This window comes from Streptococcus sp. A23 (assembly GCF_043674155.1).
In the GTDB taxonomy this organism is placed as follows: Bacteria; Bacillota; Bacilli; order Lactobacillales; family Streptococcaceae; genus Streptococcus; species Streptococcus suis_V.
In genome coordinates, this window is sequence record NZ_JBIMJP010000005.1 from 66,551 (window position 1) to 91,016 (window position 24,466).

Sequence of the window (24,466 nt, forward strand, 5' to 3'; positions counted from 1 at the left end):
ATGCGATTATCCATTCACAATTTGTGCAAATCCTACGGAAAAAAGAAAATACTAGACCAGCTAAACCTAGAACTGGTGGAACCTGGAATCTGGGCCTTGATTGGACCAAACGGTTCTGGAAAGACAACCCTCCTAGACTGCATTGCCAACCTGCAAACCTTTGATTCGGGAGAGATTTCAATAAATGGCAAAAAGCACGATAATCCAACTGTCTACCAAACCTTTGCCTACCTGCAGGACAACCGTGTCCTCTACCCTGAATTGACGGGGCTGGAGCATTTGCGATTGGTCCAAACTATCCAAGGTTTACCAAAAGAGCGGATTGAGGAAGTCATCCAAGAAATCGGCATCCGTGATTATGTGAATATCCCTGTCAAAAATTATTCCCTAGGAATGAAACAACATCTCCTGCTGGCTATCGGTATTATGAACAAGCCCCAGGTCATGCTCTTGGATGAACCCTTGAACGGCTTGGACCCAACCAGCTACATCCAGACCAGAAAATTGCTCCAGAAACTAGCCAAAAATGGTTCAACCATTATCGTGTCTTCCCACCAATTAAACGAAGTGGACCAACTAACCGACCAACTGCTCTTTCTTAAACAGGGAAAAATCATTGAGTGGAAACTGGAACAGGTTGGGCGACAATATACCGTTCAGACTAGTGACAATCAGACAGTTTATCAGAAACTTAGACAAGTAGAGGGATTGACTTTGGTCAATGATAGCATTCAGGTAGATACCAGTGTTCATAGTCTGCATTTCTACCTTGACCAAGTCATGACTTGTCAGGTGAAAATTTTGGATATTAGCATTCAGGAGCACCAGTCCGAAGAAATCTATAAAGAACTATTTGAATAGGGAGGTCTGACTATGAACACCCTAACTCTTTTCATTCTACGACTGAAACGTAATGCTATTTTTCTAGCCCTCATGACTGCTGTGGCTCTTATCCCACTTGCTCTGTCCTATCGGAATGTTCTAGAGGCCGAAAACCTACGATTTGAGGATCGAACCCGTATCATACAAATCAAAAAAGAAGCTGAAATTGTCTTGTATGCTGACGATAAGGAAGTCCAAGCCTTAGACCAGGAAAGCATGGATTATTATAAAAAACTCTTGGAACTGACGACCACCTACTTAGAAAAGGAACATATCCAAGGAAAAAGTCAGGAGGTCTTGGAAACGGAGTTAGAACTCTACCAGACCTTGCAAAACTGGGAGGCAAAGGGGCATAATATCAACCATTTTACGAACAGCGAACTGGCAGAACGTATCACAGTCTATAAAAAAGTTCTAGAGCAAGCTCTTGCTTTTCACTACTCTACTGCTCCCAAGGACTTTTATATGACCTTCTTGCAACTTCTTCCTACCAGTATCTATATCATCCCCCTTGTCATCTGCTCTTTGATAGTCTGGCTCCTCATGACTGACCTTTCTAAACATCGTGGTCTCCTCTTTATCAATGGACTATCCCCTGGTCAATATGCCACTAGCCTGACCTTACTTGCTCTTCTCCTCCAAGTTGCTATCTATGCTCTCATCCTGTTCATGCTACTTCTATTGGCACATCAGTTCCAATTTACCTTCCAAGAAGACTATCCTCTACTAGTCGGCACTAATACTCTATCTACCATATCTATCAGGGAACAATTACAGAAACTCCTGCTGGTAATGGCTGGAGTGACAGTTTTCTATCTGACCTTTATCCGATTAGCAACGGCTAAAGTCCTACAAACATACAAGCGAAAATAAGCCACCTCGGAAATGGTGGCTTTTTGAACGCAAAAAACGATGCCTGTTCAGACACCGTTATATTCTTTTATTTAACAGCTTCCAAAGCCGCAACATAGTTAGGATGTTCGTTGACATTGTCCAGATACTCAACATAGGTAATGACATTGTCCAGATCCAAGACAAAGACCGCACGCGCCAAGAGGTTCCACTCCTGCATGAGAAGGCCATAGGATTTTCCAAAGGCATGGTCATAATAGTCGGACAGGGTCACTGCAGACTCCAGGCCAGAATTTCCACACCAGCGCTTTTGGGCAAAGGGCAGGTCGACAGAAACCGTGATAACCACTGTGTTTTCCTTGCCAGCCAGCTCTTCATTGAAACGGCGGGTTTGGGTATCACAAATACCTGTATCAATGGACGGCACGACGCTGATAATCTTGGTCTTCTTGCCATAGTCCTTGAGACTCTTGAGATTGAGTTCATTGTCCATGAGGACAAAGTCAGGCGCCTTGTCACCAACCTGCAAACGTGGACCTACTAGGGTCACTTCTTTTCCAATAAATGTCGTCATTTTTCAATCTCCTTCCGATTGCTATACCCATTGTAAGCGTTTTTTGAAAAAATTACCACTAATTTGACTAAAGATGTAGAAATTGACACAAATTTGTTTAAATCAATTTTCTGGTCCGCAAACGCAGGGCATTGAGCAGGACAGATACAGAGCTGAGGGCCATGGCTGCTCCAGCCAGCATTGGATTGAGAAGGGGACCGCCGAAGAGATGGAGGAGGCCCATGGCAATCGGAATGCCGATGACATTGTAGGCAAAGGCCCAGAAGAGATTTTGCTTGATGGTTTTCATGGTCAATTGGCTCAGTCGAACAGCCTTAGGAACATCCATCAAATCACTGTGCATGAGAACCAAGTCTGCCGATTCGATAGCGACATCAGTACCAGAACCAATGGCAATACCAACCTCGGCTTGGGCCAAGGCAGGAGCATCATTGATGCCGTCTCCGACCATAGCTACCTGCTTGCCTTGGGCTTGTAGGGCCTTGACCTGATTGGCCTTGTCCTCTGGCAAGACTTGGCTGATGACGGTGTCAATTCCCACCTGGTCAGCAATGGCCTGAGCTGTTTTCTCATTGTCCCCTGTCAGCATGACCACTTCCAATCCCATCTGGTGCAAAGCCTGGATGGCTGCGTGACTGGATGGTTTTACTTGGTCAGCAATGGCAATGACTACCAACAAGTGTCCGTCTGCTGCCAGATAGACAGGCGTCTTGGCTTGGTTGGCGTAGGTTTCTGCTGTCGCAATGGCAGAGCCAAGCGCAATCCCAGACTCCTTCATCAGCTTTTCATTGCCCAACAAAATAGTCTGCTCTGCTATTTTCACCGACAAACCGCGACCGGAAAGGGCTTGGAAATCCTGACTAGGGAGAAGAGATAATCCAGCGTCCTCTGCGGATTTGAGCAGGGCTTGAGCCAGCGGATGCTCAGAGTATTGCTCCGCACTTGCTGCCAGCTGGAGAACTTCTTCCTCAGTGGCAGAACTGAAAACTGTCATGTCCGTCACTTGAGGTTTACCTTGGGTAATGGTTCCCGTCTTGTCAAAAACGATGGTGTCGACCTTTTGAAGGACCTCAACGGCTTGACCAGACTTGAAGAGGAGACCATTTTCCGCCCCCTTACCAGTCCCGACCATAATAGCCGTCGGTGTCGCAAGCCCCAGAGCACAAGGACAGGCAATGACCAGCACTGAAATAGTGATGGAAAGAGAGAAAATCCAAGGCTCTTGCCCCAAGGTCCACCATGCTAACCCAGATAGGAGGGCCAGGACCATAACAATCGGCACAAAAACCGCTGAAACACGGTCAGCCAGCTGGGCAATGGGCGCTTTAGAACCCTGTGCCTCTTCAACCAGCCGAATAATTTGTGCCAGAGTCGTATCTGCTCCAACCTTGGTCGCTTGCATTTGAAAGGCACCATGCTGATTGAGTGTGGCACCCACTACGCTATCACCGACTGCTTTTTTGACCGGCAAACTTTCTCCCGTCAGCATAGACTCATCCACGGTCGATTGACCTTGGAGAACTTTTCCGTCAACTGGAATTTGTTCACCCGGACGGACCTGCAAGACATCCCCAACTTGGACTTGTTCTAAGGGAAGGGTGACTTCTTGCCCGTCGCGGATTAGTCTGGCTGTCTTAGGAGCTAGGTTCATCAATTTCTTGATGGCATCGGACGTCCATCCTTTGGACAGGGCCTCCATGTGTTTCCCAAGGGTAATCAAGGTTAAAATCACAGCGGCAGACTCGAAATAGAGCTCGGGGTGCCCATGCGACAGATCCGCCTGACCTCTCGCAATCAGAACCGTCATAATCAGACCTTGCACAAGAGCTGCGCTAGTTCCCACCGCAATCAAGCTGTCCATATTGGGATGGCCTGCAAACAGTGTCTTAAAACCTTTTTGATAGAAGGCGCGCCCAATATACATGACCGGCAGAGTCAGAAATAGTTGAACCAAGGCGAAAGTCAAGGGTTGATGAAGAAAGGCAGGTAAAGGTAAACCACCACCCGGTAACATTGGCCCCATGGCGATATAGAGTACGGGCAGGGTGAACACAGTTGACCAGATAAAACGGGACCACAAATCTGATTGATATTGTTCCTTACTTTCGACAGCTGTAACAGGCGAATTTGTTTGTGGCAAGACAGCCTTGTAACCAGCCTGCTCAACGGCAGACAGAATCGCAGCTGCATCTAAGCGATCCTTGTCATATGTCATCGTTGCCTTTTCCGTTGCCAGATTGACAGCCACTTCTTCCATACCAGCCAGTTTCCCTAGCGCCTTTTCTACCGTCATGGCACAGGAAGCACAGGTCATGCCCTCAATAGCATAGGTTTCTGTAATAAGGTTGCGGACCAAGCCATAACCAGCCTTTTCAACTGCATGACCAATGTCGCTAAGGCTCAAGACATTTTCATCAAAACTGACACTCAATTTTTCAGTTGCCAAATTGACGCTGGCTTCCTCTACTCCTGTCAATTTCCCAACAGCTTTTTCCACTGTCATGGCACAAGAGGCACAGGTCATGCCTGATACACTAATACTTTCTTTTTGCATTTTTCTTTTTTCTCTCCTTTGACTACATTTGTAATTATATTTTACAACAATTGACTACAAATGTAAACAAACTTGTTTTAAAAAATCCATTTGAAAGAAAAATCCTAGACCTCCGTGTTTCCTTCCCCACCTAAACAGCCTGCGATATGCTATAATAATCTCATGCACAATCCAGTTTTATTAGACGGGGAGCGGATTGACCAGCTCTTCCCGACAGATGTTCAGATTATTCAAAATCGGGAGGTTTTTAGCTACTCGATTGACAGCGTCCTCCTCTCTCGCTTTCCAAAAATGCCTGCTCAGAAGGGGCTAATTGTTGATCTTTGTAGCGGAAATGGGGCGGTGGGGCTCTTTGCTTCTACACGCACCAAGGCCCAGATTATTCAGGTTGAATTACAGGAACGCTTGGCGGATATGAACCGCCGTTCCATTGTCCTCAACGGTCTGGAGGAACAACTTTCCGTTATCAATGATGACTTGGCAAATCTACCCCAGTATGATCTGCGGTCCAAGGTTGATTTGATGCTCTGCAATCCTCCCTACTTCAAGGTAGATAAAGAGTCAAACCTCAATGAAAGCGAGCATTACCTGCTAGCCAGACACGAGATTGCAACCAACCTAGACAGCATTTGTCAGATGGCCCAACAGGTGCTCAAGTCCAATGGTCGCTTGGCCATGGTGCATAGACCAGATCGATTTTTGGATATTTTAGACACGCTGAGAACCTACAAATTGGCTCCCAAACGCATCCAGTTTGTCTATCCCAAGGCCAGCAAGGAGGCCAATATGTTGCTAATTGAGGCTATCAAGGACGGATCGGTAGATGGGCTACACATCCTGCCACCTCTGGTTGTCCATGAGGAAAACGGCGACTACACTCCTGCCATTCGTGAGATTTATTATGGTAAATAAGGCCTACTTTTATGTCTTGGAATGTACCGACGGGAGTCTTTATACTGGCTATACGACTGATGTGGAGAAGCGGCTTGCTACCCATAATCGTGGGAAAGGGGCCAAGTACACCCGCGCACGCTTGCCTGTCAGCCTGGTCTACCAAGAAGCCTTTTCCAGCAAGCAGGAAGCCATGTCTGCCGAGGCTTTGTTTAAGAAACGCAGTCGGCAGAGCAAGTTAGACTACATCGCAGAAATGACAAAAAAACCTCGACCCAAATAGGTCGAGGTTTTGGTTTAAAATCTTTCTAAAATCCGATCAATTTTAGCCATTACCTCTTCAAAAATAGCCTGAGCCTGGCTCGGATCAGCCGATTGCCCTTCGATAAAGACTTGATGAATATCTTCAAAGCCTAAAAATTCAAAGATAGACTTGATGTACTGGGCAGCTGGATCCTGACCTGCATAAACACCACCATTGGACTGGATGTGCAGGAGCTTTTTGTCCTTGACCAAACCGATAGAGCCTTCTGAACCATACTTAAAGGTCAGGCCTGCTACATTGATGGTATTGACCCAAGATACCAACTGACTTGGCACATTGAGATTCCAGAGAGGATTGACGACGACAATCTTATCAGCTGCAAGAAATTGCTGGGTCAAGGCATTGTAACGGTCCAATTGCTTTGCTTGTTCAGGACTAATATTCTCGCCTTTTTTAGCTGCTCCCATAGCCGCTAACAAGGATTTGTCCAAGGCTGGAATCTGGTCTTCAAAAACATCCACTACTTCTATCTGATCTTCTGGGTGCAAACTGGCGTAACGAGTTTGAAACTCTTCCAAGGCTCGTAAGGCGTAGGATTTTTGGGCATCAAGTGGGTGGGCTTTTACGATTAATAGACTTGCCATTGTTTTTCTCCGTGTTACTAACTATTGATAATTATATTCTACTCTTTTTGATTTGAAATTCAAATTATCTGCTCAAAGCAAGAGGCTGGTCGACCAGCCTCTCCATTTCTAAATTGTTCTTAATTTTACATAAGTATAAGCAACACAGTCCAATCTTTCAACAGCTGTAAAGCCAAGTTCCTCATAAAAAGACCGTGTTTTCTCAGTATTGTCCGTCAAGAGATGAAGCTGATAAATACCTGGGAAATAGGCAATGACCTGTTCCAAAAGATGACGCCCAATCCCTTGTCGTTGATAGGTTGGCAGAACCAAGATGTCCTGAATAAAAACGATTGATTGCCCGTCACCAACTGCTCGCAAGAGACCCACTAGACGGTCACCGTCAAAGGCCGCAAGAACGAGCAGACTATGTTCCAAGGCCTTCTGTAACATGGTAGGCCGGTCAGTATAATTTGTCCAACCAACTGAATCATAGATTTCAATGACTGCTTGAAAGTCGAGTTGAGGATTTTGTTTGTAAGTAATCATGTCTTTCTCCTTTGTATTGTTTTTTAGAATACAAAGGCTTTATCCATTGTCAAAATGCCCATGGTCAACCCTCCTGTTTTACTACTTCTAGTATAACAAAAACTGCTCCAATTAGGAAGCAGTTTCAACTTTATCTCTCACCCTTATTGCGAATTACAAAGCCTGTTTGCTTTTCACTTGAGGTGCGTTGGTGTGGTTTTTTGTTGTCTTGACGGCGGTTATCACGTTTGAACTTGTCATCGCGACGGTTGCGGTCTCCACGGCGTCCTCCACGGTCTCGGTTGCGGTCTCCATCACGACGGCCACCGCGATCACGGTCGCGACCACCACGTCCACCTTTGCCCTTGGCTTGACCAGGAGCAAACTTGAATGGCAATGGTTTTTCACGCGCGATTTCCACTTCTGGCAAGCTATCTGGATCTTGTACGGTCAGGCTGAGTACGTATAGAGCAAGCTCTTCAGGGGTAAATTCGGCCGCCAACTTAACTGCGTCTTTCTTAAACTTATCAAAGTTTCCACGAATGGTCTCGTCTGCGAAGTCACGCTCAATCTTTTTCAAAGCAACTTTCTTCTTGGCTTCAAAAGCCTCTTCAGCGGTCGCAGGCTTGAGCCCCTTCATACGCTTCTTGGTCAACTCTTCGATGATAGCCAAGTAACCCATTTCATTTGGCGAAACAAAGGTGATCGATTGACCAGACTGGCCAGCACGACCTGTACGACCGATACGGTGTACGTAACTTTCAGGGTCTTGTGGAATATCGTAGTTGTAGACATGTGTCACACCTGAGATATCCAATCCACGCGCTGCAACGTCTGTCGCAACGAGAACATCAATTTGATCTCCCTTGAAATCGCGGATAACACGCAGGCGTTTATTTTGATCTAAATCTCCGTGAATCCCTTCTGCACGGAAGCCACGCAGTTTGAGTCCACGAGTCAATTCATCGACACGGCGTTTGGTACGACCGAAGACGATAGACAATTCTGGCTGGTCAACATCCATGAGGCGTGTCATAGTGTCAAATTTCTCATTTTCTTTGACACGGATATAGTATTGATCCACGTTGACGTTGGTCAATTCCTTGGCCGCAATCTTAACGTGCTCAGGCTCTTTCATGAACTTGACACCGATACGCTTGATTGGCTCAGGCATGGTCGCAGAAAATAGAAGGGTCTGGCGACTTGCTGGCACACGTTCGATAATCGCTTCAATATCGTCCAAGAAGCCCATGTTGAGCATTTCATCCGCCTCATCAAGAATGAGGGTTTCAACTCCGTCAAGCTTGAGGGCTTTTCTCTTAATCAAGTCCAAAAGACGACCAGGTGTACCAACTACGATATGGGCACCTGAACGAAGGGCCTTGATTTGTTTTTCAATGCTAGAACCTCCGTAAACAGAGCGAACTTTTACACCCTTTTCACGACCAAATTTGAAGAGTTCTTCCTGACTTTGCACTGCCAACTCACGTGTTGGAGCAATAATTAAGGCTTGAACAGCTTGATTGTCGATGTCAATTTTGTTGAGGGTTGGCAGACCAAAAGCTGCGGTTTTCCCAGTCCCCGTCTGGGCCTGACCAATCACATCCTTGCCTTCAAGAGCAAGCGGAATAGTCTGCTCTTGGATAGGTGACGGTGTTTCAAACCCCGCCTTCTCAACGGCAAGCAAAATGTCTTCGGACAACTGTAAATCTGTAAATTTCAATGTTTTCTCTTTTCTAACAAGACAGTGCGAAGCTGTCTTATACGGCTTTTTTTGTAACAATACATTCTATCGGTCGCGAACGAGCCGACATCAGACTTGCAACTTATCCAGTATAACACAAACCCGAGAGAAAGGTTGGGATTTACCTTGAAAAGAAAAATAATACGTTTTCATGATTTGTCCCAAAACCGAGCCCATCCTTCTTTCACTTTTTTCTAAGATCCAGCATATTACTTTACAAATCTATCAAAATAAGGTAGAATATTTTTCGTGTGTAATGGACGCACAAAAATACAGTTTATCCGCTGGGTTTAAAAGCACCTATGATTGACAAAGATAGGAGAAAAAAATGAATCCATTGATCCAAAGTTTGACAGAAGGTCAACTTCGCACTGACATCCCTTCTTTCCGTCCTGGTGACACTGTACGTGTTCACGCTAAGGTTGTCGAAGGTAACCGCGAACGTATCCAGATTTTCGAGGGTGTTGTTATCTCTCGTAAAGGCCAAGGCATCTCAGAAATGTACACTGTACGTAAAATCTCTGGTGGTGTAGGTGTTGAACGTACATTCCCAATCCACACTCCACGTGTTGACAAGATTGAGGTTGTTCGTTACGGTAAAGTACGTCGTGCTAAATTGTACTACTTGCGTGCTCTTCAAGGTAAAGCAGCTCGTATCAAAGAAATCCGTCGTTAAGATAGTCCCAGAGGCTAGCTTAATCGGTAGAAAAAGGCATTCCAATCGGGATGCCTCTTCTTTTTACCAAATTTTATTTAAAATCCTATATTCAGGATTTTTATTTTATCTCATAAGTCACAGCCAGCACGCCAGACTTCAGAACCTGGCTCTATTGAAGCTGAAATTCTGCTGTAATCCCCTCCAAAAGACGGAATCCACCACCGAAAGATACAGGAGAAATGCTTAATTTCAATACATCTACTAGGCCTTCTTCCATGAGAAATTTAGCCAGACGTGAGCTCACCAAGACCAGAATATCTCCACCTTCTTGCATTTTTAGCTGCTTCAACTGTCAAACAATGTCACCTTTAAGCAAGCTCGTATTGTTCCAACCTGCTTTCTCTAGGCTGGTCGAGCAGACCAACTTTTCAACCTTCTCAATCCAGGCAGCATGATTTCTCTCATGGTCACTAGCATCAGGATTGTCCAGCATAGTCGGCCAGTAGCCATACATCATCTCATAGGTCTTGCGTCCCCACAGGATTGTATCGACAGTAGACAGGACCTGATTGGCTACCGCCTCCAATTCTTCATTATAAGCTACAAAGCCAATATCCATGGTACCATTTGGTCCCTCAACCATGCCGTCTACTGACGAATGCAAAAATACAACCAAATTTCTCATAGCACTTCTCCACGTTTCTTAATAAGCTATTAGTCTAGCCTATTTCCGATAAAAATGCAAAAAAAGAAGGACTAGTTTCCTAATCCTTCTCGTTTGAATCTTCTTCAATCGGTGTGATAAGAATCTTCAGCTTGGTCACACGACCATTTTTCACCTTATCATTGCTGAGAACCAGGTGGTGGCCCTTGCTGTCCACCTCAAAGGAAACTTTTTCCTCCTGGCTTGGAATGGTACCCACACCTGTCAGATAATAGCCGGCAATGGTATCCACATCATCGCTCTCCAACTCCATATCAAAATGTTCATTGAAGTCGTTGAGGGTCATATTCCCCTGAACGATAAAGGTATTGTCTGCAATTTCACGGACAAAGACTTCTGTCTTATCGGTCTCATCATCGATTTCACCGACAATTTCTTCCAAAAGGTCTTCCAAGGTAGCAAGACCAGCAACGCCACCGTATTCGTCCAGCAAAATAGCCATTTGGTTTTGGGTATTGCGAAGGGCCTTGAGCAAATCATCCACAAAAATTGTCTCCGGTACAAAGAGCGGTTCTTGCATGATGCGGCGAATATTGAGATTATCAAAGCCGTTGGTAAAGCCTTCCGCCAAGATTTTCTTTGTATGAATCAGGCCAATCACATTGTCCTTATCGCCTTCGTAGACTGGGATACGAGAAAAGTTTTGCTTGAGAATTTCAGCCATAGTGGCGGCAATTTCATCATCAACATCCACCATGAAAGCATCGGTACGAGGAACCATAACCTCACGGGCCATGAGCTCGTCCAGATTGAAAATCCCCTGCAGCATCTCGATTTCTTCCGCATCCAAGGTCTGCTCGCTCTTGGTCAAGATGTACTCAATCTCGTCACGGGTCATCTGGTCATCCGCATCATCAAAATTCATAGGTGTGATACGGCTAATCAGGTTGGTCGCAGCTGAAAGCAGCCAGACAAAGGGGCTGACAATCTTGCCAAGAAAAATAATGACAGGAGCCGTCACAACTGCTAGATTTTCCTTCATATTCATGGCAATCCGCTTGGGATAAAGCTCACCAAGGACAATGGAAATAAAGGTCAAAAGTGCCAGAGCCAACCAATAGCCAGCTGTCTGAGCTGTAGCCGAATCGCCCAGCCACTGGGCCAAAATCGCACCTAAATCACTAGCCAAACTTGCACCCGAAAGAATGGAGATGAAGGTGATACCGACTTGTATGGTCGATAAGAAGTTATTTGGATTTTCCAAGACGGAAACCAGGCGAATGTACTTCTTCTCCCCCTCGGCTGCCTTCTGCTCCACACGAGAGCGGTTGAGCGACACCAGGGCCATCTCTGAAGCCGAGAAAAAGGCGTTGAGCAGGGTCAACAAGAGCAAAACAAATAATTGAATGTAAATGGTCTGACTACCGGGGTCTTCCATGATATGAATGTCTCCTAAAATAAAAGTTATAGCATTCCTATTATACCACAATTTCTAAAATTTGCTAGAAATGTGCTGAATCTTTCATTCTGTGGTAAAATGGTCAAAAAGATGAGGAGATGGGTCATGATTATTTCAATGAAAAATGTCAGCTACCGCCGACAGGGTAAAAACTTACTAGAGGACATCAACTGGGAATTCAAGGAAGGCGAGCGCTGGGCCATCCTGGGTCTTAACGGGGCTGGAAAATCTACACTGCTACGCATTCTCATGGCAGAATTTTGGAAATCGTCTGGGGACCTGACTGTTCTCGGAGTTGAATTTGGCAGAGGGGACATCCCCAGCCTCCGTACAAAAATCGGTGTGGTTGGCTCCTTTCTAGCCGAACGTTTTCCTATCGACCTGACGGCAGAGCAGATTGTCCTGACAGGAAAGTATAAGTCCTCCATTCTTTACAAGGAATACGGTCAGGCAGAAATCGATGAGGCCACAGCCATGTTGCGGGAAATTCGTGCGGGGCATTTGATTGGGCGGACCTATGCTAGTCTGTCGCAGGGGGAGCGTCAGCTGCTGCTGATTGCCCGCAGTCTTATGGAAAATCCAGCAATTTTGATTTTGGACGAGGCGACGGTTGGTCTGGACCTCTTGGCTCGTGAGCGCCTACTCCAGCATATCGACCATATCTGTCAGCTACCGACGGCGCCTGCTATCATCTTTGTGACCCACCATGCGGAGGAAATCACCAGCAACTTCAGCCATGTCCTCCTGCTCAAGGAAGGCAAGGTTTTGACCCAAGGACCAAAGGAGAAAATCCTGACGCCTGAACTTTTGGGTGACTTCTATGGCAATCAGGTCGAACTGATTGAACTCGGGGAGGAACGGATTTTTATCAAGCCAATATTAGACTAAAAAACCAGGAAAACCTGGTTTTTGGCTGTTTATTTGAATTAGCTTACGAGCCCACTATTAAAATGAATCAAATTCCCGTAAACTGTAGCTTTCCAGCTGGTTGATATTGCGGCGAAGATCCTTGGCAACCTGATTGGAAATGAGCTGATCTGCCTCGTATTCCGCCACAATCTTCCTTTCCAAGTAAAATCCTCGCAGCAAATCCTCCAAATTATCCGGCTTGAGACGACCAATCAGGTCTTCTACTCGAACCCCTGCCAAGACAAGCTGGGACTGGTAGACCCGGTAGCGCTTGAGAATAGTCAGATAGTCCTTGGGATAGTTTGACTGGCAACTATTAAGGAAGGCAATGATATCAACCGTATTTGCAATAAACAAATCTGACAGGTCTGGATGACCATGTTGATTGTCAGCTTTCATCCGTCGTCCCTTGTTTTTCACCAATTCCACCCATTCATGGTACCACTTGGCCAGGACCCGGCGACCAATCATAAATAGATAGGTCCAGGTAGCTACCAAGTCTCGGTTGATGTCCTGCTCCATTTCGCTGAGATAGGATTGGTAAATCCGGTAGGAAGGCATATCCAACAGGCCCTCTTCAAACCGTTTTTCAAGACCAGCTCGTTCAATTTCTAGGATTTTCAAGCGTAATTTGGCAACTTCACGTCGTTGCTCCACAGGAATGAGCTGGCGTTGCAGATTTTCCATCCGCTTATAGTATTGACCGATAACTGCATAGATAGTACTAGGATTGTTGGCATGCTCCACATCCATTTCCAAGACATCAATCACTTCCTTCAAAATCGCCAAGCGTGCGGGACCTTCTGGGATGGTCGCCTCTGTTCGAGGTTCTGCTAAAAGGGGCAGGACAAGGAGACCGGTCAGGAAACTAAAGAGGGTAACCATGCCGACCGTAAAGAGGATGAGACTGTAGGTTGTCTGATCCACTTCCGGCAGCAGGAGAATGGTTGCTATGGAAACCGAGCCCTTCATTCCAGAAAAGGTCAAGATAAGCAGGTTCTTTAGTTGGTAATCGCCAGATTTCTTAACTAATTTCAACAGGAAAATACCCACAAATCGAACCAGAAAGAGACTGGCAGTCAAGACCAAGACCGTCGTCATCAGCCAAGCATTACTGATGAAGGGATTCTTCAAGGCCGGCTGGACAATCCGGGTAAATTCATAACCAAAAACGATAAAGACAAAGCCATTGAGAATAAAGCTCAAGGTTTCCCAGATAATGAACGTCACTCGGTTGACACGCGCATCAAAGAGGGACATTTTCTTCAATTGCTTGGACTGGAAAAGACCTGCAATCACGACGGCGATAATGCCTGACCCGCCTAGATAACTAGCTACTAGATAGGCCAAGAGAGGCAAGGAGATTTCCAGCAAGAGGACCCCAGCAACATCAGCCGCATCTAATTTTTCCAGAATAGAAACGGCCGCTCGGTGCAAGAATACAAAGAGTAAGCCAACAAGGGCACCAGCAAGCAAAACCCAGCCCAATTGCCCACTGGCCTGCAGGAGGGAAAAGGTCCCGGTCGTCAAGGCCAGGATGGCAAATTGGAAGGCAACCAGGCCACTCGCGTCGTTGAGCAAGCCTTCCAGGGTCAGGATTTCTTCTAACTTCTTGGGAAACTTAAAGCGTTTGGACAAGGCCAGAAAGGCCACAGCATCCGTCGGAGCTAAGGCAGCTCCCAGGGCAAAGCTAAGTGGCAGGGGAATTTCCACTGGGAGAAGATAGCCTGCCAAACCACCAATAGCCAGAGTGGTCAAAAAGACCAGAGGAAAAATCAAGTAAGCAATAGTAGACTTATGTCGCTTCAAGCTCTCAATATCACTCTCCTGTCCCTCACGGAAGTTGAGGGGAGCAATGACCAGGGCCAGGAAAAGCCCGGCGTCAATCCCTACAGTTTCGTCACCAAACAAGGCACCGACCAGGACCCCCAAGAGCAGCTGGACAAAGGGCAGGGGCAGTTTTGGATTGAGCCTATAAAGGGTATTGGACACAATCAATAGAATCAATAAGAGTATCAAGATAAATGTATGACTGATAGAATCACCTCCGCTTTCTCAGTAGGATAGCACTAAACTACTTCATCCGTTCTACCATGACCAAAAATGGCGGTGTATTGACCTGATTGAGGGGCTGGTAGAGCATGGCTGTAAAGACAGTCTGGTCCAATCCTTTCACAAAGTCCAGCACAGCATCCTTTTCTCTACTTCCACCCTCATGACCATAGTAAATCATGATGGCCAGACGGCCACCTACCACCAGGCGGTCCAGGACTTTTTGAATGGCCTCCAAGGTCGTATCAGGTAGGGTGATGACCGATTTATCCGCTGACGGTAAATAGCCTAGATTAAAAATAGCTACCTTACACTCATCTACATACTGGTCCAGGTTTTCATGACCAGTCAAGACCAATTGGGCGTTGGTCAAGCCAGCTTTTTCTAGTTTTTCAGCTGTTGTGGTCAGGGCTTGTTCCTGAATATCAAAGGCCACAACTTTTCCTGCTCGCTGGGCTAAAAATAGCGTGTCATGGCCATTTCCCATAGTCGCATCGACCGCTAGGTCCTGGTCTGTTAATATCTCATCTAAAAAGGCATGGGCCATGTGTAAAGGTCTAAGCATCTTCTCTCCTTAAGCTAATAATCTTACATAATATTCGGTCAAGGTGGCTTCGTCCACCTTTTTGCGTTGCTGCAACCACCAGCTGACCGTCTCCACAAAAGTGGTCACAACAAAATGCACCAGCAAATCCTCTGGAAGATTCCCCTTGTCCTGCATGTAGTCTTCAACCACTTTTGGAAAAATGTCGTGTTTCAACTCCGCTTCCAGTTCTCTTAGAAAATAGGCATTGCGGGACAACAAAAGGCTGGCAACACGATCTTGATTGGTCCGAAAGTGTTTGAAAATATGAGCCAACAAAGTCTTCACATCCGCATCTTCACGACCTGTAAATAAGTGGTGAAAGAGGTCATGACAAAGTTCTTCCAAAAGAGCCTCTTTACTGGCATAGTGGGCATAGAAAGTGGAACGCCCCACATCTGCCAGGTCAATAACATCCTGCACGCGCATGTCATCATAACCTTTATCATTTAATAAGGTCAAAAAAGCCTGAAAAATAGCTCTTTTTGTTTTTGCAATTCGTCTATCCATTTTTCGTACATTTCAAACAATTTGTTCAGAAAAAGACAAACCGTTTCTCTTGTTTCTAGTTTTTCGGCCCATTACAGTATATAATAAACCTATAAACAGTATAACACAGAAAGGGAATCTCATGTCATCTTCTAAAAATACATTTATCGCTTTTCTCCTCAATCTCAGCTTTTCTATCATCGAGTTTATCTTTGGCTGGCTCTTTGGTTCCAGCGCTATCTTAGCAGATGCTGTTCATGATTTGGGTGACGCCCTCGCCATCGGAAGCTCTGCCATCATGCAAACCTATGCCAATAAACCTGCTGACAAGAACTATCCTTTTGGCTACAAGAGATGGAATATTTTGGCTGCTCTCTTGACTTCCAGCATTCTGATTATCGGCTCCAGCTTGATCCTTGTAGAAAACATTCCCAATCTTTTCCATCCCCAGCCTGTCAATCAGGATGGGATGCTGATACTTGGGATTATCGCTGTCATCATCAATTTCTTTGCTTCTCGTATTGTAAAAAATGGCCATAGCCATAATGAATCCATTCTCAGCTTACACTTTTTAGAGGATATTTTGGGATGGCTGGCGGTCATCCTTGTTTCCATCATTCTTCAATTCACTGATTGGTACTTTCTAGACCCATTACTCTCACTCGGTATTGCTATCTTCATCCTCTCCAAAGCCCTGCCAAAAGCTTGGAACAATGTTAAGATTTTACTTGAAACCAGTCCGCAAGGAGTAAATCTTGAAGAAGTTAAAGGAGTCCTCCTGGCTCTTGAAAATGTTCACGAAATCACTCAGCTAAATGTCTGGACCATGGATGGATATGACCATTGTGCGACTGTGACGGTCAAACTGACAAATCCTGCTGTAGCAGACAAGACCAAAGCAAAAATACGGAATTCTCTCCATTCCTTTGGCATTATCCAGAGTACCATCGAAATTTTGTAAAAAAATTTTAAAAAATATCTCATTTTCCTCTCCCTTTTGCGAACTAATAGGTATGAAAGCAATTATCTTATTTTTCCTTGGAGCCTCTATCGGTTCCTTCCTCGGTCTGGTCATCGACCGGTTTCCCGAGCAATCTATCGTTGCACCTGCCAGCCACTGCAATGCCTGCAAGCGTAGGCTCAAGGCCTGGGATTTGATTCCCATTGTTTCCCAAGTCCTGACCAAATCCAAATGCCGCTACTGCAGAGCCAAAATCCCTTATTGGTATCTGGGACTGGAAGTCTTGTCTGGTCTCTTGGTCCTGCTCTGCCATTTTCAAGTCCTTTCCCTTATGGAAATGGTGCTGGTCCTTGGCGGCCTGGTCTTGACTATTTATGACATCAAACACCAGGAATATCCCTTCATGGTCTGGTTGGTCTTTACCCTTGTAGCCCTAATCTTATCTCAACTCAATTGGCTCTTCTGTGGCTTTTTGGTCCTAGCCTTTGTGACAGAAAAAATGTCCAAGTCTATCGGCTCAGGCGACTTCCTCTATCTAGCCAGCCTATCCCTGCTTTTTGGCTTTACCGAAATTCTCTGGATTGTCCAAATCAGCTCCCTCCTGGGTCTGGCTATCTTCTACATCTTTAAATCTCGGTCCCTGCCCTATGTCCCCTTCCTCTTTTTGGCCAGTATTTTGGTGACTATTGTTCTTTAAATCGGGTTTTCCCGATTTTTTTTGTTATAATGATATTATTGTTAGCAAAGGAGAATACCATGACTCTATATACAGACGACAGCCTGACCATGCACACCGACCTCTATCAAATCAATATGATGCAGGTCTACTTCAAGCAAAACATTCACAATAAAAGGGCGGTTTTTGAAGTGTATTTCCGTAAGCAACCCTTTGAAAATGGCTACGCAGTCTTTGCAGGGCTAGAGCGGGTTGTCCACTATCTTAACAACCTGACCTTTAGCCAGACAGATATTGACTACTTGACCGAATTGGGCTATCCAGAGGATTTTCTGGATTATTTAGCCAATTTAGAGATGAAGTTGAGCCTTCGTTCAGCCAAGGAAGGGGATTTGGTATACGCCAATGAACCGATTATGCAGGTTGAGGGACCGCTGGCTCAGTGCCAATTGGTTGAAACGGCTATTTTGAATATCGTCAACTACCAGACCTTGATTGCGACCAAGGCCCGTCGCATTAAAGCCGTTATCGAGGACGAACCCTTGATGGAATTTGGGACACGCCGGGCCCAAGAAATGGATGCAGCCATCTGGGGAACACGCGCAGCCTTTATCGGTGGTGCTTCAGCCACTTCCAACGTCCGAGCCGGCAAAATATTTGGCATTCCTGTAGCTGGTACCCATGCTCATGCCTTGGTTCAAACCTATGGCGACGATTATCAAGCCTTCAAGGCCTATGCAGAGACTCATAAGGACTGCGTTTTCTTGGTCGATACCTACGATACCCTCCGTATTGGTGTGCCAGCCGCTATCCGTGTCGCCAAGGAAATGGGCGACAAAATCAATTTCAAAGGTGTTCGTATTGACTCTGGTGACATGGCCTACATTTCTAAAAAAGTCCGTCAACAGCTGGACGACGCTGGTTTTACTGAAGCCAAGATTTACGCTTCTAACGACTTGGATGAAAATACCATCCTCAACCTCAAGATGCAGAAGGCTAAAATTGATGTCTGGGGTGTCGGAACAAAATTGATTACAGCCTACGACCAACCAGCTCTCGGTGCTGTCTACAAGATTGTTGCCATCGAAGAGGAAAATGGAGTCATGCGTGACACAATCAAACTATCGTCCAACGCAGAAAAAGTGTCTACCCCGGGTAAAAAACAGGTTTGGCGCATTACTTCTAAGGAAAAAGGCAAGTCAGAAGGCGATTATATTACTTTTGCCGACACAGATGTGACCAAGATGGACAGCATCTACATGTTCCACCCGACCTACACCTATATCAAAAAGACGATTGAGAATTTTGAGGCTCGTCCGCTCTTGGTTCCTATTTTTGAAGAAGGCAAGCAGGTCTATGAATTACCAAGTTTGGCGGATATTCAATCCTATGCCAACCAAGAAATTGACCAACTCTGGGACGAATACAAGCGCGTACTCAATCCACAGCTCTACCCTGTTGACCTTGCCCAAGATGTCTGGGATAACAAGATGGACCTCATCCACCGCATTCGCAAGCAAAGTCAAGCAAAATCTATCTAAGAGAGGCTCCTATGACCTTACAAAAAACGATTATCCAACAGCTGGGCGTCAAGCCCAAAATTGATCCACAAGAAGAAATCCGCACATCTATCCAATTTCTCAAGGATTACCTAAAAAAAAATCCCTTTCTAAAAACCTATGTTCTGGGCATTTCTGGCGGTCAAGATTCCACCCTTGCTGGTCGTCTGGCCCAATTAACCATGGAAGAAATGCGGGCTGAGACAGGAGATGAGGACTACCAATTCATAGCGATTCGTCTCCCTTATGGCGTTCAGGCTGATGAATCCGACGCCCAAGCCGCTCTTGCTTTCATTCAGCCAGATGTCAGCCTGACCATCAATATCAAGGATGCGACAGATGCTATGGCGGAGGCCGTCAAAGCGACTGGCCTGCCAATGTCTGATTTTAACAAGGGAAATGCCAAGGCCCGCATGCGGATGATTGCCCAATATGCTGTCGCTGGCGAACGCAAGGGTGCCGTGGTCGGAACCGACCATGCCGCAGAAAATATTACAGGCTTTTTCACCAAGCATGGCGATGGCGGTGCAGACATTCTGCCGCTCTTCCGCCTCAACAAGCGTCAAGGCAAGCAACTCTTGGCTGCTCTCGGTGCCGACCGCAAACTCTATGATAAAGTTCCTACGGCTGATTTGGAGGAAAACAAGCCCGGTCTGGCAGATGAAGTAGCCCTCGGCGTGACCTATGATCAGATTGATGATTATCTAGAGGGAAAAACCATCGACATCCAAGCCCAAGAAATCATCGAAGGCTGGTGGAAAAAAACAGAACACAAACGCCACCTACCGATTACGGTATTTGACGATTTTTGGAAATAAATCACTTGAAACACAGAAAAAAACCTCACTGTAACAGCTAAACAGTGAGGTTTTTCTATGAAACAAGACGAATAAACATGCACGAATATTCAAGGAATCCCATCATTATTTCATCCACTAACCAAATCCCGTAAGTCATTTGATTAATTATACATATTTTACAAGATTATATGAAAGCCGTCAATGGTTTTTGCGGAATTTTCTGAATAATCCGAATAATCATTCATTTCATTTCTTCTGCTTATAGATACGGTACCAGAACCGATAGAACAGGTAAGCCAACACCCCACCCAGCGTATTGGTCCAGAGGTCATCAATTTCAAAGACACGGCCGGCATCAATCAGAAGATCCAACAAGAGTTGGGTGCACTCAATGAAGAGGCTGATACAAAAACTATAGAGGGCAGCTGCTCGAAGGCTCCGCCATTTTTCAAAAAGAAAAACAAGAGCCAAAACGAGAGGAAAGAGCAGGAAAATATTGGTGGCATTTTGCAGGAAAATCCAGCCCAAATCCGCCAGACTGTCGACCTTGTCACCGTTGACGATGCTATTAAAGGGAACCGGCAGAAAATAGAGGCGCCCGACCTGGATGATGCCCGGAGTGGAAAAATCCTTGTACTGGGGGTACCAGGACTGCGGGAGGAAACACATGAAAACAATAGCCAGAGCATAGGCTCCAGCTAAGATTTTGTATATCTTTCTTCCAAGACCAGTCAAATTGCCGTCACTGAGGAATAACCTTCTCATGCCTGAATACCTGCCTTGGCCTTGGCTTCAGCGATGCGGGCACGCGCCTTTTCACGGTCTTTCTTGAGCGTATTGGAACGCAGCTGACCACAAGCGGCATCAATATCCGTACCATGCTCTTGACGAACGACACAGTTGACCCCATTTTTCTTAAGCAGGTCAAAGAAGGCAAGGGTCCGCTCACGGGTCGACCGGCTGTACTGGTCATGCTCAGATACCGGATTGTAAGGAATCAGGTTGATATAGGACAATTTGCGGATATTCTTGGTCAAGTCTGCCAATTCCTGAGCCTGTTCCAAACCGTCATTCACTTCATTGAGCATGATGTACTCGAAGGTCACGCGACGGTTGGTCGTTTGGATATAATCCTCAATCGCCTCAAACAAAACCTCAATAGGGTACTTACGGTTGATGCGCATGATGCTGGAACGTAGGTCATTATTTGGCGCGTGAAGGGACACGGCCAGATTGACCTGAACGCCTTCGCGGGCAAAATCCTTGATTTTTGGTGCCAAGCCAGACGTCGACACAGTAATGTGACGGGCACCGATAGCCAGCCCCTTGTCATCATTGACAACCCGCAAGAAGGTCATGACGTTATCGTAATTATCCAGCGGTTCACCAATCCCCATGACAACGATGTGGCTGACACGTTCACTCTGTCCACGTTCGTCCAAATATTTCTGCACCAGCATGATTTGAGCCACAATTTCACCACTGGTCAAGTCCCGTTGCTTGGGTATGAGACCAGAGGCACAGAAGGTACATCCGATATTACAGCCGACCTGGGTCGTCACACAGACAGACAAACCGTAGTGCTGACGCATGAGCACCGTCTCAATCAGCATGCCGTCTGGCAACTCGAACAGGTATTTAATCGTACCGTCTTTTGACTCCTGCACAATCCGCTGTTTCAAAGGATTGACAACAAAGTTCTCCTCCAGTTTTTCAATCAAAGATTTGGGCAAATTGGTCATCTCTTCAAAGGACTGGACCCGCGAACGGTAGAGCCACTCCCAAATCTGAGTTGCGCGGAATTTCTTCTCGCCATTTTCTAAAATCCAGTCCACCAAATTGGCCTGGCTAAATGAATAAATTGATGGTTTCATGTTTCTCCCTACTTCTGACGGATGACAAAACTACGCTTGGTCTCTTTGGCATCCGATGCTTGTCTACGCTCCTGCTTGGGCGCCTGCTTGCCAGCTTTCTTATCATGGTGGACCGTAAAGTGCCGAGACTGGTCAGCCACCTTATCCTGGCGTGCCCCCTTCTTGCGGTCATTCCTGTTGGACTTGGCACGATTGTCCCGCCCCTTCTTCTCCGGTTGAGCCTTTTGCTGTTCCTTATGGGAAATAGGCTCCGTCCGCTGCTGGTTGCGATTGCGGTTACGAGACCGGCTCCGCTTACGACGTGGTCTGTCCTCCACCTCTTCAGGCAGCTCCTGTGGATTTGGATTTTCCAAGACAAAATAAGCACAACCAAAATTACAAAACTCGGTCAGATAGTCATCCAAGCGACCGATTTTCAAGTCAGACTTGACCGTCTTATCATCCTTGTAGAATCCCTTGAGACGCAATTGTTCATTGCCCCAGTCGCCCACAATATAGTCAAACTTGAGCATAAGCTGGGAAAAGCGTTGACCGAAAATGGTCTGGTCAAAGGCATCCTTGTGATTTTCTAGCAAGTCCAACTCGATATTTTCAGAGACAACCTTGTCCCCAACCCGAGCAAAACTAGGACCAGGATACTTGTTGTAGTTATACATTTCTGGTGTAATTTCTTTTTTCATTGGGCCTCCATTCTATTGGTTTCTCATACATTCTAACCTTACCATTATACCATGATTTTAACAGGAATGCTCCTCCTATCAGTTTTCAAAGAAATTTCTGACAATTTTAAGAAAAAAGGAGCAACTAGGTTACTCCACAAACTCTATTTTTTCAAATAATCAATGGCATCTTGGACTGTTTTGACAGGTACGACCTCGATGTCTACTCCCGCTTTCTCTACAACCTCCTTGGCCTCCTCATAGTTGGTCTTGGCATCTGGATCTTCTTTTAGGATTTCCTTATCCACAGGATTATTAGGAACAAAAAAGATGCTGGCACCGGCCTTGGCAGCAGAAAGGACCTTCTTGTCCGCCCCGCCAATGTCGCCGACCTTGCCGTCCTGCTCAATGGTTCCCGTTCCTGCAATGGTCCGGCCATCCCTTAAATCTGGCTCAGCCAGCTGGGTATAGATAGCCAAAGTGAACATGAGACCTGCACTAGGACCGCCGATATTGCCCGTCTGGAAGTCAATAGGTACTGAGGACTTGACCTCTGTGTGGTCCACCAGGGTAATTCCGATACCATTTTTTCCATTGACCAGCTTGATAATCTTACCGTCAGCTGATTTTTCCTGACCGTTTGTCACATAGCCCACCGTCACAGGACTGCCCAGTTCCAAACCGCTGACATACTTAATCAAATCAGGCGACGACTCAAAGGTCTTGCCATTGATACTGACAACCGTATCCGCAATCTTGAGAACGTCCTTAAAGGTCGAATCCTCCGCCAAATCAAGCACATAGACCCCAAAGAAATCCATTTCAACATCTTTTTTGGCCAGGGTTAATCCCTGGTATTTGGCCATATTCTGCGAAGTTTCCATGTAAAATTGCGCAATCCGGAAATATTCCTCGCTGTCTGCTCCTCCCGTCATCTCCTCAGCCGAAGTAATATCCGCATAGGGATCAAACTGGGCAAAGAGCAGCTGCAGAGCCGTTGCCTGCTGGACAGAGACATAGGTAAACTCATAAGAACCGTCCTTCTTGTCCTCCTCCTCATTAACCGTCAGGACCTGTTTCACATCCATGGCTCCGCCAGGACTCTCGATATAATAGGGCAGGGGAACAAAGACCGTAAACCAGAGCAAGAGTACTCCTAAAATGATAGATAAAATTAAAATGAGACCTTTATTTTTTTTCATGCTTTTCTATTTCCTTACTAACAAGCTCGGGCACATAAGGACTAATATCCTGCTTGTAGGCTATCAGTTCACGGATTTGGCTGGACGAAATATTGCGGTATTCCGGCTTGGAAATCAAATATACCGTCTCCAAGTCTGGGGCCAACTGGCGATTGAAATAATCAAAATTGGCCTCATATTCCAGGTCAATTCCATTGCGCAAACCGCGGACGATATGGGTCACTCCCCGTTCATGGGCTGCATCGACCACCAGCTCTTGACCCGCTAGAAAGACCTGGATCTTCTCATCTTTGGCAAAGACCTTCTCCAATAAGTCCAGCCGCTCTTGACCAGTAAAGAGACCATTTTTATTGGGATTGTAAAAAATCCCCACATAAAGCCTGTCAAAAAGGCTACTGGCCCGTTCGATAATGTCCAAATGTCCCTTGGTAATGGGATCAAAGGAGCCTGTAAACATTCCAATTTTATCTGACATAGACTGTTACCTTACTTATTCCGTAGACTTTTTCCTTCCAGATGCCCAGCTCTGCGATTTCTTCAGGAAGTGTGACAGATTTATCCGTCTCGCAGACCACCATGACATCCTCAGACAGAAGTTTTCGCTGGCAGAGTTCAATGACCATTGCCTCAATCTCCTGCTCCGCATAGGGCGGATCCAGAAAGACTAGGTCAAAGACTCCTTCCAGTTGAGTCAAGGCCTGACGGGCCTCCATGGGCAAGAGCCGGAACTTACCTTCCTCCTTGGTCATGACTATATTTTCTCGGATAATGGCCTGAGCCTTGCGATCACGTTCGACCAAGACCGCCTCATCCATGCCCCGAGATACTGCCTCAATGGACAAGCCACCGCTACCAGCATACAAATCCAGCACTCGCCCACCTTCAAAATAGGGACCAATCATATTGAACATGGCTCCACGAACCTTGTCCGAAGTCGGTCGTGTCGTCTTGCCATCTAAGGTCCTGAGGAGCCGTCCGCCGTAGTTTCCTGATACAATTCTCATAGGG

At 46.0% G+C, this 24,466-nt stretch carries 25 protein-coding genes and 1 pseudogene; 10 read left to right on the forward strand and 16 right to left on the reverse strand.

All coding sequences use genetic code 11. From position 1 onward, the window contains the following. Together ACHBIE_RS04205 and ACHBIE_RS04210 are read left to right on the forward strand one after the other, a co-directional pair. Positions 1-861, forward strand: coding sequence for an ABC transporter ATP-binding protein (locus ACHBIE_RS04205; protein ID WP_394732781.1), 861 nt, complete (start codon positions 1-3; stop codon positions 859-861). 12 nt (positions 862-873) lie between these two features. Further along, positions 874-1,755 carry a hypothetical protein gene (locus tag ACHBIE_RS04210; RefSeq protein WP_394732782.1) on the forward strand — a complete coding sequence of 294 codons (882 nt, stop codon included), beginning with the start codon at positions 874-876 and terminating at the stop codon, positions 1,753-1,755. A 67-nt stretch (positions 1,756-1,822) separates the two neighbouring features. Here ACHBIE_RS04210 and tpx read toward each other — a convergent pair whose 3' ends face one another. Next, on the reverse strand, positions 1,823-2,308 hold the full coding sequence (gene tpx / locus ACHBIE_RS04215; RefSeq protein WP_105123546.1) for a thiol peroxidase: 486 nt from the start codon (positions 2,306-2,308) through the stop codon (positions 1,823-1,825). A gap of 97 nt (positions 2,309-2,405) precedes the next feature. Further along, a complete protein-coding gene (locus ACHBIE_RS04220) occupies positions 2,406-4,862 on the reverse strand; it encodes a heavy metal translocating P-type ATPase (RefSeq protein WP_172059773.1) in 2,457 nt (818 codons plus the stop codon). 162 nt (positions 4,863-5,024) lie between these two features. Here ACHBIE_RS04220 and ACHBIE_RS04225 point away from each other — a divergent pair, with 162 nt between their 5' ends. Next, entirely contained in the window at positions 5,025-5,774 is a 750-nt protein-coding gene (locus ACHBIE_RS04225; RefSeq protein ID WP_394732783.1) for a tRNA1(Val) (adenine(37)-N6)-methyltransferase, read from the forward strand. Continuing rightward, entirely contained in the window at positions 5,764-6,036 is a 273-nt protein-coding gene (locus tag ACHBIE_RS04230; protein ID WP_394732784.1) for a GIY-YIG nuclease family protein, read from the forward strand. The genes ACHBIE_RS04225 and ACHBIE_RS04230 overlap by 11 nt, the downstream gene beginning before the upstream one ends. A 14-nt stretch (positions 6,037-6,050) precedes the next feature. Here ACHBIE_RS04230 and ACHBIE_RS04235 read toward each other — a convergent pair whose 3' ends face one another. The 3 genes from ACHBIE_RS04235 to ACHBIE_RS04245 form a co-directional block, all read right to left on the reverse strand. Continuing rightward, positions 6,051-6,662, reverse strand: coding sequence for an FMN-dependent NADH-azoreductase (locus ACHBIE_RS04235; protein WP_105123542.1), 612 nt, complete (start codon positions 6,660-6,662; stop codon positions 6,051-6,053). 108 nt (positions 6,663-6,770) lie between these two features. Beyond that, positions 6,771-7,190 (reverse strand): GNAT family N-acetyltransferase, encoded by a 420-nt coding sequence (locus ACHBIE_RS04240; protein ID WP_105123541.1) that lies wholly within the window; start codon positions 7,188-7,190, stop codon positions 6,771-6,773. A gap of 130 nt (positions 7,191-7,320) precedes the next feature. Then, a complete protein-coding gene (locus ACHBIE_RS04245; protein ID WP_105123540.1) occupies positions 7,321-8,892 on the reverse strand; it encodes a DEAD/DEAH box helicase in 1,572 nt (523 codons plus the stop codon). A 349-nt stretch (positions 8,893-9,241) separates the two neighbouring features. Here ACHBIE_RS04245 and rplS point away from each other — a divergent pair, with 349 nt between their 5' ends. Then, entirely contained in the window at positions 9,242-9,589 is a 348-nt protein-coding gene (gene rplS / locus ACHBIE_RS04250) for a 50S ribosomal protein L19 (RefSeq protein WP_011921928.1), read from the forward strand. A gap of 151 nt (positions 9,590-9,740) precedes the next feature. Here the strand turns inward: rplS and ACHBIE_RS04255 are convergent. Both ACHBIE_RS04255 and ACHBIE_RS04260 read right to left on the reverse strand, forming a co-directional pair. Then, positions 9,741-10,256, reverse strand: a pseudogene (locus tag ACHBIE_RS04255) (dihydrofolate reductase family protein). 79 nt (positions 10,257-10,335) lie between these two features. Beyond that, on the reverse strand, positions 10,336-11,673 hold the full coding sequence (locus tag ACHBIE_RS04260) for a hemolysin family protein (RefSeq protein WP_394732785.1): 1,338 nt from the start codon (positions 11,671-11,673) through the stop codon (positions 10,336-10,338). Positions 11,674-11,799: 126 nt separating this feature from the next. Between ACHBIE_RS04260 and ACHBIE_RS04265 the strand changes: the two genes are divergently transcribed. Next, a complete protein-coding gene (locus ACHBIE_RS04265) occupies positions 11,800-12,582 on the forward strand; it encodes an ABC transporter ATP-binding protein (protein ID WP_257117523.1) in 783 nt (260 codons plus the stop codon). A gap of 57 nt (positions 12,583-12,639) precedes the next feature. Here ACHBIE_RS04265 and ACHBIE_RS04270 read toward each other — a convergent pair whose 3' ends face one another. From ACHBIE_RS04270 to ACHBIE_RS04280, 3 genes are read right to left on the reverse strand one after another with little or no spacing between them, the layout of a single operon-like run. Continuing rightward, the gene (locus ACHBIE_RS04270) at positions 12,640-14,640 is read right to left on the reverse strand and encodes a cation:proton antiporter (RefSeq protein ID WP_394732802.1); all 2,001 of its coding nucleotides are present in this window, start codon (positions 14,638-14,640) and stop codon (positions 12,640-12,642) included. Positions 14,641-14,677: 37 nt separating this feature from the next. Next, entirely contained in the window at positions 14,678-15,220 is a 543-nt protein-coding gene (locus ACHBIE_RS04275) for a tRNA (mnm(5)s(2)U34)-methyltransferase (RefSeq protein ID WP_394732786.1), read from the reverse strand. A gap of 9 nt (positions 15,221-15,229) precedes the next feature. Continuing rightward, a complete protein-coding gene (locus tag ACHBIE_RS04280) occupies positions 15,230-15,748 on the reverse strand; it encodes a TetR/AcrR family transcriptional regulator (RefSeq protein ID WP_024378110.1) in 519 nt (172 codons plus the stop codon). Between the two features lie 121 nt (positions 15,749-15,869). On the opposite strand from ACHBIE_RS04280, the gene ACHBIE_RS04285 reads away from it, so the two are divergent. From ACHBIE_RS04285 to nadE, 4 genes are read left to right on the forward strand one after another with little or no spacing between them, the layout of a single operon-like run. Next, on the forward strand, positions 15,870-16,688 hold the full coding sequence (locus ACHBIE_RS04285; protein WP_394732787.1) for a cation diffusion facilitator family transporter: 819 nt from the start codon (positions 15,870-15,872) through the stop codon (positions 16,686-16,688). 52 nt (positions 16,689-16,740) lie between these two features. Beyond that, positions 16,741-17,385: an A24 family peptidase gene (locus ACHBIE_RS04290; RefSeq protein ID WP_105110447.1), complete on the forward strand. Its 645-nt coding sequence runs from the start codon at positions 16,741-16,743 to the stop codon at positions 17,383-17,385. Between the two features lie 59 nt (positions 17,386-17,444). Continuing rightward, a complete protein-coding gene (locus tag ACHBIE_RS04295; RefSeq protein WP_394732788.1) occupies positions 17,445-18,905 on the forward strand; it encodes a nicotinate phosphoribosyltransferase in 1,461 nt (486 codons plus the stop codon). An 11-nt stretch (positions 18,906-18,916) separates the two neighbouring features. Beyond that, a complete protein-coding gene (gene nadE, locus ACHBIE_RS04300) occupies positions 18,917-19,741 on the forward strand; it encodes an ammonia-dependent NAD(+) synthetase (protein ID WP_394732789.1) in 825 nt (274 codons plus the stop codon). A 228-nt stretch (positions 19,742-19,969) separates the two neighbouring features. Here the strand turns inward: nadE and ACHBIE_RS04305 are convergent, their stop codons facing one another. The 6 genes from ACHBIE_RS04305 to rsmD all read right to left on the reverse strand — a co-directional run bounded on the left by ACHBIE_RS04305 (position 19,970) and on the right by rsmD (position 24,462). Beyond that, complete coding sequence (locus tag ACHBIE_RS04305) at positions 19,970-20,488, reverse strand: VanZ family protein (protein ID WP_105110450.1); 519 nt, start codon at positions 20,486-20,488, stop codon at positions 19,970-19,972. After that, the gene (gene rlmN, locus ACHBIE_RS04310; protein WP_105110451.1) at positions 20,485-21,597 is read right to left on the reverse strand and encodes a 23S rRNA (adenine(2503)-C(2))-methyltransferase RlmN; all 1,113 of its coding nucleotides are present in this window, start codon (positions 21,595-21,597) and stop codon (positions 20,485-20,487) included. The genes ACHBIE_RS04305 and rlmN overlap by 4 nt, the downstream gene beginning before the upstream one ends. A gap of 8 nt (positions 21,598-21,605) precedes the next feature. Then, on the reverse strand, positions 21,606-22,277 hold the full coding sequence (locus tag ACHBIE_RS04315; protein ID WP_105123533.1) for a YutD family protein: 672 nt from the start codon (positions 22,275-22,277) through the stop codon (positions 21,606-21,608). 143 nt (positions 22,278-22,420) lie between these two features. Next, a complete protein-coding gene (locus ACHBIE_RS04320) occupies positions 22,421-23,458 on the reverse strand; it encodes a SepM family pheromone-processing serine protease (protein ID WP_394732790.1) in 1,038 nt (345 codons plus the stop codon). Next, on the reverse strand, positions 23,445-23,933 hold the full coding sequence (coaD, locus tag ACHBIE_RS04325) for a pantetheine-phosphate adenylyltransferase (RefSeq protein ID WP_105110454.1): 489 nt from the start codon (positions 23,931-23,933) through the stop codon (positions 23,445-23,447). The genes ACHBIE_RS04320 and coaD overlap by 14 nt, the downstream gene beginning before the upstream one ends. Beyond that, a complete protein-coding gene (rsmD, locus tag ACHBIE_RS04330; protein ID WP_394732791.1) occupies positions 23,923-24,462 on the reverse strand; it encodes a 16S rRNA (guanine(966)-N(2))-methyltransferase RsmD in 540 nt (179 codons plus the stop codon). Before rsmD ends, coaD begins: the two co-directional genes overlap by 11 nt. Positions 24,463-24,466 lie beyond the last annotated feature (4 nt).

Coding starts and splice junctions, on each gene's coding strand:
- ACHBIE_RS04275 (WP_394732786.1), bottom strand. CDS start 15,220: ATGCTTAGACCTTTACACATGGCCCATGCCTTTTTAGATGAGATATTA.
- ACHBIE_RS04315 (WP_105123533.1), bottom strand. CDS start 22,277: ATGAAAAAAGAAATTACACCAGAAATGTATAACTACAACAAGTATCCT.
- ACHBIE_RS04240 (WP_105123541.1), bottom strand. CDS start 7,190: ATGATTACTTACAAACAAAATCCTCAACTCGACTTTCAAGCAGTCATT.
- rlmN (WP_105110451.1), bottom strand. CDS start 21,597: ATGAAACCATCAATTTATTCATTTAGCCAGGCCAATTTGGTGGACTGG.
- rplS (WP_011921928.1), top strand. CDS start 9,242: ATGAATCCATTGATCCAAAGTTTGACAGAAGGTCAACTTCGCACTGAC.
- ACHBIE_RS04305 (WP_105110450.1), bottom strand. CDS start 20,488: ATGAGAAGGTTATTCCTCAGTGACGGCAATTTGACTGGTCTTGGAAGA.
- ACHBIE_RS04230 (WP_394732784.1), top strand. CDS start 5,764: ATGGTAAATAAGGCCTACTTTTATGTCTTGGAATGTACCGACGGGAGT.
- ACHBIE_RS04320 (WP_394732790.1), bottom strand. CDS start 23,458: ATGAAAAAAAATAAAGGTCTCATTTTAATTTTATCTATCATTTTAGGA.
- rsmD (WP_394732791.1), bottom strand. CDS start 24,462: ATGAGAATTGTATCAGGAAACTACGGCGGACGGCTCCTCAGGACCTTA.
- nadE (WP_394732789.1), top strand. CDS start 18,917: ATGACCTTACAAAAAACGATTATCCAACAGCTGGGCGTCAAGCCCAAA.
- ACHBIE_RS04235 (WP_105123542.1), bottom strand. CDS start 6,662: ATGGCAAGTCTATTAATCGTAAAAGCCCACCCACTTGATGCCCAAAAA.
- coaD (WP_105110454.1), bottom strand. CDS start 23,933: ATGTCAGATAAAATTGGAATGTTTACAGGCTCCTTTGATCCCATTACC.
- ACHBIE_RS04290 (WP_105110447.1), top strand. CDS start 16,741: ATGAAAGCAATTATCTTATTTTTCCTTGGAGCCTCTATCGGTTCCTTC.
- ACHBIE_RS04225 (WP_394732783.1), top strand. CDS start 5,025: ATGCACAATCCAGTTTTATTAGACGGGGAGCGGATTGACCAGCTCTTC.
- ACHBIE_RS04220 (WP_172059773.1), bottom strand. CDS start 4,862: ATGCAAAAAGAAAGTATTAGTGTATCAGGCATGACCTGTGCCTCTTGT.
- ACHBIE_RS04285 (WP_394732787.1), top strand. CDS start 15,870: ATGTCATCTTCTAAAAATACATTTATCGCTTTTCTCCTCAATCTCAGC.
- ACHBIE_RS04265 (WP_257117523.1), top strand. CDS start 11,800: ATGATTATTTCAATGAAAAATGTCAGCTACCGCCGACAGGGTAAAAAC.
- ACHBIE_RS04260 (WP_394732785.1), bottom strand. CDS start 11,673: ATGGAAGACCCCGGTAGTCAGACCATTTACATTCAATTATTTGTTTTG.
- ACHBIE_RS04280 (WP_024378110.1), bottom strand. CDS start 15,748: ATGGATAGACGAATTGCAAAAACAAAAAGAGCTATTTTTCAGGCTTTT.
- ACHBIE_RS04210 (WP_394732782.1), top strand. CDS start 874: ATGAACACCCTAACTCTTTTCATTCTACGACTGAAACGTAATGCTATT.
- ACHBIE_RS04295 (WP_394732788.1), top strand. CDS start 17,445: ATGACTCTATATACAGACGACAGCCTGACCATGCACACCGACCTCTAT.
- tpx (WP_105123546.1), bottom strand. CDS start 2,308: ATGACGACATTTATTGGAAAAGAAGTGACCCTAGTAGGTCCACGTTTG.
- ACHBIE_RS04205 (WP_394732781.1), top strand. CDS start 1: ATGCGATTATCCATTCACAATTTGTGCAAATCCTACGGAAAAAAGAAA.